The 5720-nt window shown below is 72.2% G+C and carries 7 protein-coding genes; 2 read left to right on the top strand and 5 right to left on the bottom strand.

Annotated elements, in window-relative coordinates; all coding sequences use genetic code 11:
• Both ACFQ4O_RS14480 and hisG read left to right on the top strand, forming a co-directional pair.
• Positions 1-309, top strand: a 309-nt coding sequence (locus ACFQ4O_RS14480; protein WP_378776546.1) for an ATP phosphoribosyltransferase regulatory subunit, incomplete at its 5' end; no start/stop codon positions are given.
• Positions 306-1316: an ATP phosphoribosyltransferase gene (gene hisG / locus ACFQ4O_RS14475; protein ID WP_378776544.1), complete on the top strand. Its 1011-nt coding sequence runs from the start codon at positions 306-308 to the stop codon at positions 1314-1316. The genes ACFQ4O_RS14480 and hisG, both read left to right, overlap by 4 nt.
• Positions 1317-1501: 185 nt before the next feature.
• Here the strand turns inward: hisG and ACFQ4O_RS14470 are convergent, their stop codons facing one another.
• The 5 genes from ACFQ4O_RS14470 to ACFQ4O_RS14450 all read right to left on the bottom strand — a co-directional run.
• The gene (locus ACFQ4O_RS14470; RefSeq protein ID WP_378776542.1) at positions 1502-2215 is read right to left on the bottom strand and encodes a dienelactone hydrolase family protein; all 714 of its coding nucleotides are present in this window, start codon (positions 2213-2215) and stop codon (positions 1502-1504) included.
• Positions 2216-2362: 147 nt separating this feature from the next.
• Positions 2363-2920 carry a hypothetical protein gene (locus ACFQ4O_RS14465; protein WP_378776540.1) on the bottom strand — a complete coding sequence of 186 codons (558 nt, stop codon included), beginning with the start codon at positions 2918-2920 and terminating at the stop codon, positions 2363-2365.
• 182 nt (positions 2921-3102) lie between these two features.
• Positions 3103-4794 (bottom strand): Na/Pi cotransporter family protein, encoded by a 1692-nt coding sequence (locus tag ACFQ4O_RS14460; protein WP_378776538.1) that lies wholly within the window; start codon positions 4792-4794, stop codon positions 3103-3105.
• A gap of 120 nt (positions 4795-4914) precedes the next feature.
• Entirely contained in the window at positions 4915-5115 is a 201-nt protein-coding gene (locus tag ACFQ4O_RS14455) for a hypothetical protein (protein WP_378776536.1), read from the bottom strand.
• Positions 5112-5720, bottom strand: a 609-nt coding sequence (locus ACFQ4O_RS14450; RefSeq protein ID WP_378776534.1) for an anti-sigma factor, incomplete at its 5' end; no start/stop codon positions are given. The genes ACFQ4O_RS14455 and ACFQ4O_RS14450, both read right to left, overlap by 4 nt.

The following is a 5720-nucleotide window of genomic DNA, read 5'->3' as shown; positions in this document are numbered from 1 at the left end:
CGGCTGCAGGGCCTCGCCGGCGCGGGGCTCGGGCTCGGCGCCGCGGCAGACGCCTTCGCCGCGCGGCTCGACGCCTTCGAGGCCGCGGGCCTGCCGGTGAACCGCATGCGCTTCTCCGCCCGCTTCGGCCGCCGGCTCGACTATTACACCGGCCTCGTGTTCGAGCTGTCGCAACCGGGGCAGGCCGAGGGGCCGCTCGCCGGCGGCGGACGCTACGACCGGCTGCTCTCCGCGCTCGGCGCCCCCTCCCCCGTGACCGGCGTCGGCTTCTCGCTCTGGCTCGACCGCTTCCCCGGAGCCGCCGCATGACCCGGCCGCTGATCCTCGCCGTTCCGTCCAAGGGCCGCCTGCAGGAGAACGCGCAGGCCTTCTTCGCCCGCGCAGGCCTGCACTTCACCCGGCCGAACGGCGCCCGCGATTACCGCGGCGGCATCGCCGACCTGCCGGAGGTGGAGATCGCCTATCTCTCCGCCTCCGACATCGCGAACCAGCTTGCGAGCGGCGGCGCGCATCTCGGCGTCACCGGCGAGGACCTGATCCGGGAGCAGATCCCCGACGCCGCGACGCGGGTGAAGCTGCTGCAGCCGCTGGGCTTCGGCCATGCGGACGTGGTGGTGGCGGCCCCGAAAGCGTGGATCGACGTCAACACCATGGCGGATCTCGACGATGTGGCGGCCGATCTCCAGCGCCGCCACGGCCGCCGGCTGCGGGTCGCGACCAAATACGTCAACCTGACCCACAGCTTCTTCGCCTGGAAGGACCGGGCCGACGGCCGCGGCCGCGCCGGCGTCTCCAACTACCGCATCGTGGAAAGCCTCGGCGCTACCGAAGGCGCGCCGGCGGCGGGCGCGGCCGACGTGATCGTGGACATCACCTCCACCGGCGCCACGCTCTCCGCCAACGCGCTGAAGATCCTCAGCGACGGCGTCATCCTGCGCAGCCAGGCCCATCTTGTGGCGGGGCTGTCCGCCGACTGGTCGGACGCGGCGCGCACCGCCGCCCGCGTGATCCTGACCCGCATCGCGGCCGAGGTGCGGGCGCGGGAGATCCGCGAGGTGCGGGCGCGCTTCGACGCCGGCGTGGAGCGGGTGCTGGTGGACGTGGCGGCGCGGTTCGACGCCCGCGCGCCGTTCGGGCCGCCCGCGCCCGGAACGCCGCTGACGCTGCACGCGCCGAAGAAGGCGCTGTTCCCGCTGATCGACGCGCTCACCGCCGCGGGCGCCGGCACGATCACGGTCGCGACGCTCGAGGACGTGTTCGAGCCGAACCCGCCGCTGGTGGCGGCCCTGTTCGACGCGCTGCCGCGCGGAAACTGACGGAAAACAGACGCACAAAAGAAAAAGGCGGAACCGCCTCGGGGGGAGCGGTTCCGCCTCTGCGCAAGACGCGCCGGTCGGGGGGGCCGGCGGCCTTTTGGAAGGCTCGTTACGAGCTTTCAGCTAACAAACGCGGGGGCGCCGGTTCGGTTCCGGCTCCCATCCGTTTTTCTGCGTAATTTTTTTCAGCGCACCGGCGGGGCCGCGCCGAGGCGGCTTTCGAGGAAGGCGATGGCGCGGTCCCAGGCGAGTTCGGCCGGGCGGCGGGCGTAGGTCTCGGGCTTGTCCGCGTCCTCGAAGCCGTGGGCGACGCCCTCGTAGAGGAACAGCTCGAACGTCTTCTCGCCGGACTCGAGCGCCGCCTTGAAGGCCGGGATGGTGGCGGTCACCTCGCCGGCGAGGCCGGCGTAATGCAGCTGCAGCGCGGCCTTGGCCGCCGACGCCTCGTCCGCCGTGCCCCGGCCGTCATAGGCGACCACCGCCTTCAGCGGCTTCGCCATGGCGGCGAGGCGCAGCGCGCCGTCCCCGCCCCGGCCGAAGCCCAGCACGCCGACGTCGCCCTTCGATTCGAGATGGTGCGCGAGATAGGCGACCGTGCGGGCGAGCGTCTCGTCGGCGTTTTCCGGCGGCGCCTCGACGCCGAGCGCCAGAAAGCCCGCGACCGCGAGCCGGCGCGTCACGTCCTCCCGGTGGGGGGTGAGCCCGTCAGCGTCCGGCAGGATCAGCACCGCCGGGCGCTTGGTCTCGGTCCGGCCGCGCGCCAGCAGGCCCGCGATCCCGGCCTGTTCGGCGGTGACGCGCTCGATGTTCAGCCGTCGGTCGTCGGGCGCCACCACCGCCGCGGTCGCCGGCGCGATTCCGGCGCCCGCGGCGCAGAGCCCCAGCGCGCCTGCGAGCACACTGCGACGGTCCGGGCCTTCAGCGACGGGAGCGGACGCGCCGGCGCGGCGCGGGGGCAGGACGATCATCGCGGAATCCCCGAATGGCGGACTGATAAGTCCCGCCAGCCTACACGACCGGCGCGCAGCGGCGCCGTCACGGAGCCGTCACCGCGGCGGCTGCACCGAGCGCGCCACCGCCTCGAACTCGGCGCGGCGGCGGTCGAACTGCTCCTTCGCGGTGACGCAGACCACGGTGGTGCGCCCGCGCGGGGTGTCCAGCAGCACGAAATAGGACCGCGCGTTGACGTTGGCCGGCGGCTGGCCTTCCGCGGGCTTGATGTCGCCGACCACCGCCGCGCCCGCGAGGCCCGCCTGCTCGAACGGCTCCACGCTCACCACGTCGTAATAGAGCGCGAGCGTCGCCCGGATGAGGTCGTTCCACTCCTTCTTGGCGGTGAAGGCGTTGATCTGGTCCTGGGTCAGGCCGGCGTTCTGCGGGCTTTCCTGAAAGCCGACGCGGCAGCCGGGCTCGGACGGATCGGGCTTGCGGATGTCGAAGGCCGCGGCGTAGCGCTGGCCGGCGTCGGAGCGGTGGACCTCGTAGCCCGGCGGCGGCTCCAGCGTGAGCCCGGTGGCCTCGTCGCGCGTGGGCTCGCCGAGCGCCGGGCCGCACAGCAGCGCGCCGGCGGCCAGAAGACCTGCGCGAAGAAGTCGAACCGTCATGACATGCTCCGCGATTGCGCGCGCCGACCTCCGACGCCCGTCGCGCGGCAGTCTAGCGGCGGCCTGCGTCCGCGCAATGCGCCGCAGGACGAAGCGGATCGCGAGGCCGCGCCGTCGCCTTGGGAAACCGAAAACCCGGCCTTAAGGGGCCGGGCTTTCTCTGTCGTGCGCTCGGGGCCTGCTCAGGCCTGGACGGGGGCAAGCCCGCCGGCCGGCGCCGGCTGCGGCGCCGCGGCCTCCTCCGGCGCGACGCGGGCGACCGAGCGGCGCTCGGCGTCGATGCGGTCGATCAGGAAGAACGCCCGCTCGGCGCTGCCGAGCAGCGCCAGCACGGCGCCGCGCTCCGCCCATTCGATCTCGGTGGTGGCGCGCAGGGTCTTCTCCCGCATCTCCAGCAGGAACGCCTCGCCGTCCCTCAGCGCGGCGGAGGGCGCCCCGTCGGCGCGCGCGGCGAGGATCGGCGCCATCGCGCCCTCCACCCGGGCGAGCATGGCGTCCACGATCTCCCGGCCGGCGGCGGAGAAGGGCTCGCGCTTCACGCGCCGGGCGATCTGGTGGAGCGTCTCGCCGAGGCTCGCGGTGAAGTCCTCCTCCTCGATCAGGCTCGCCAGCAGGTCGCTGCGGCCGTAGCCGAGCTCGGGCCGGAACATGGCGGAGGTGTAGCGGCGGATCTCCCGGTTCAGGATGTCCATGGCGGCGGCGTGCTCCTCCACGTCGTCCGGGGCGTTTTCGGCGCCGCGGGCGATGTCGATGAAGCGGGAGGCGGCCTGGAGATAGCGCCCCGTCTCCGCCTGCACCGCGGGCAGGCCCGTGGACAGCGCGCCGTCATGGCGCGGATCGAGGAACTTCGGCTGGCTGTAGTCCTCGACGTCGTCGGCCGAGGTCTGGCCGACCCGCGACAGCACCCGCTCGAACACGCCGATGAAGGGGAACAGCAGCGCGGTGTTGAAGATGTTGAACACGGTGGAGTAGACGCCGACCGCGATCGGCACCAGCGGATAGCTCACCTCGCCGTTGGCGGCGGTGCTCGGCGCGCCCGGATCGCCGATGAAATAGACCAGAAGCTCGCAGGCGAGCGGGAACAGAGGCAGCATCACCGCCACGCCGATGAAGTTGAACGAGATGTGGGCGTAGGCCGCGCGCTTGGCGTTCTTCGACAGGTTCAGCGAGGCGATGAAGGAGGTGATGGTGGTGCCGAGATCGGCGCCGAGCGAGAAGGCGAGCGCCGTCTGCCAGTCCAGCACGCCCGAGGCGCCGAGGCCCATGACGATGCCGATGGTGGCGGAGGAGGAGTGGATCATCGCGGTGATCAGCGCGGCGGTGATCACGCAGCGCAGGATGCCGCCATAGGTGTCGGCGTTCAGCGTCGAGATGATCTCCATCACCTCGGGAATGTTGCGCAGCGGCTTGAGGCCGCCGGTCATCATGGACAGGCCGTAGAAGATCAGCGCGAAGCCCATGACCGCGAGCGCCACGTTGCGCACGGTGTCCTTCTTGGCGAACACGTAGACCAGCGCCGCGAAGCCCGCGACCAGCAGGCCGTAGAGCCCGAGCGGCAGCGCGATCAGCGTGTTGGTCAGCGTGGTGCCGATGTTGGCGCCCATGATGACGCTGATCGCCGGGCGCAGCCCCATGACGCCGGCGTTGACGAGGCCGACCACCATCACGGTCATGGCGGTGGAGGACTGGATGACGCCCGTGATCAGCGTGCCCGCGGCGAGGCCCTTGATGGGCGTGCCCGCGACCCGGCCGAGCACCGAACGCATGCGGTTCACCGCCAGCGACTGGATGCCGTTCGACATGAACTCCAGCCCCAGCATGAAGATGCCGAGGCCGCCGATCACCGGAACGATGATGTCCTTGAAGATGTCCATGGAGCTGTCCCCCAAGCGCCGACGGCGCGTTCGGGGACAGCCCTAATTACCTTTGCATTCACATTTGTGACGTCGTGGCCGGGACACTCAAAGCTCGGACCGTGCGGGACGCCCTGGCGCTCAGCGCCCCTGCGGCGCGGCGGCGGCCCGGGCGGCGGCGGCGTCGTTCTGGTTGGCGGGCCGCGCGGGACGGCACATGCGGGGGAGCGCGCCGCGGCGCGGGGCCTCTCCGCCGCTCGCGGCCATGGCGACCTCGTGCTCCATCAGGTCGCCGAGGCGGCCGGAGGCGTAGGCCGCGCGGATGTCTTCAAGCAAGGTCATGGCCGCGCCCCCGTCTTCGTCTTGTAGGGATCGAGCTTTCCGGCGAAACGCTGGGCCCGCACCAGAAGTTCCTCGCCGCGATGCTGGGCGACGAGCGTGTAGGCCACGTCCGCCACCTGCCAGTGGGCGGCCTGTGCGCCGTCCTCCATCGCGCGCAGCACCGGCGCCTCCATGCCGAACACGCCGGGGCGCACCGCATAGAACGAGATCAGGCCGAGATCGGGCGTCTCGATCGCCATCTGCAGGCTCGGCCCGTACTTGGACGGGAACACCTGCGCATCGACGATCTTCCAGTCGCGCGGCAGCTTCGGCACCACGATGGCGGTGGCGGCGCGGATCTCGTCGCGGTCGAACTCGGGCGTCTCCACCTGCGAGCGCATCTGGGCCCGGAGCAGCGCCGTGCGGTGGGACATGACCGCGTCGGCCACGTAAGCCGGGGCCTGGGGATAGGCGAACACCGAGCCGATCAGCAGCGGCCCGAGCGCCGCGTTCGCGGCCCAGCCCGCGCCCACCAGCAGCACGGCCGCGGCCGCCCGCTTCAGACCCACCACCATCCGCGCCCGCGCCCGGGACTCCTGCAGCCGGCGCGCCAAACGCTCCGTGCG

Origin of the sequence: Methylopila musalis, assembly GCF_042679725.1 — a bacterium.
In the GTDB taxonomy this organism is placed as follows: Bacteria; Pseudomonadota; Alphaproteobacteria; order Rhizobiales; family Methylopilaceae; genus Methylopila; species Methylopila musalis.
Note: the sequence above shows the minus strand (reverse complement) of the source record. Positions and strands in the feature narration are given on the sequence as shown.

Excerpts from the sequence above, each read along its gene's own strand:
- hisG (WP_378776544.1), top strand. The coding sequence starts at position 306 with ATGACCCGGCCGCTGATCCTCGCCGTTCCGTCCAAGGGCCGCCTGCAG.
- ACFQ4O_RS14465 (WP_378776540.1), bottom strand. The coding sequence starts at position 2,920 with ATGACGGTTCGACTTCTTCGCGCAGGTCTTCTGGCCGCCGGCGCGCTG.
- ACFQ4O_RS14460 (WP_378776538.1), bottom strand. The coding sequence starts at position 4,794 with ATGGACATCTTCAAGGACATCATCGTTCCGGTGATCGGCGGCCTCGGC.
- ACFQ4O_RS14455 (WP_378776536.1), bottom strand. The coding sequence starts at position 5,115 with ATGACCTTGCTTGAAGACATCCGCGCGGCCTACGCCTCCGGCCGCCTC.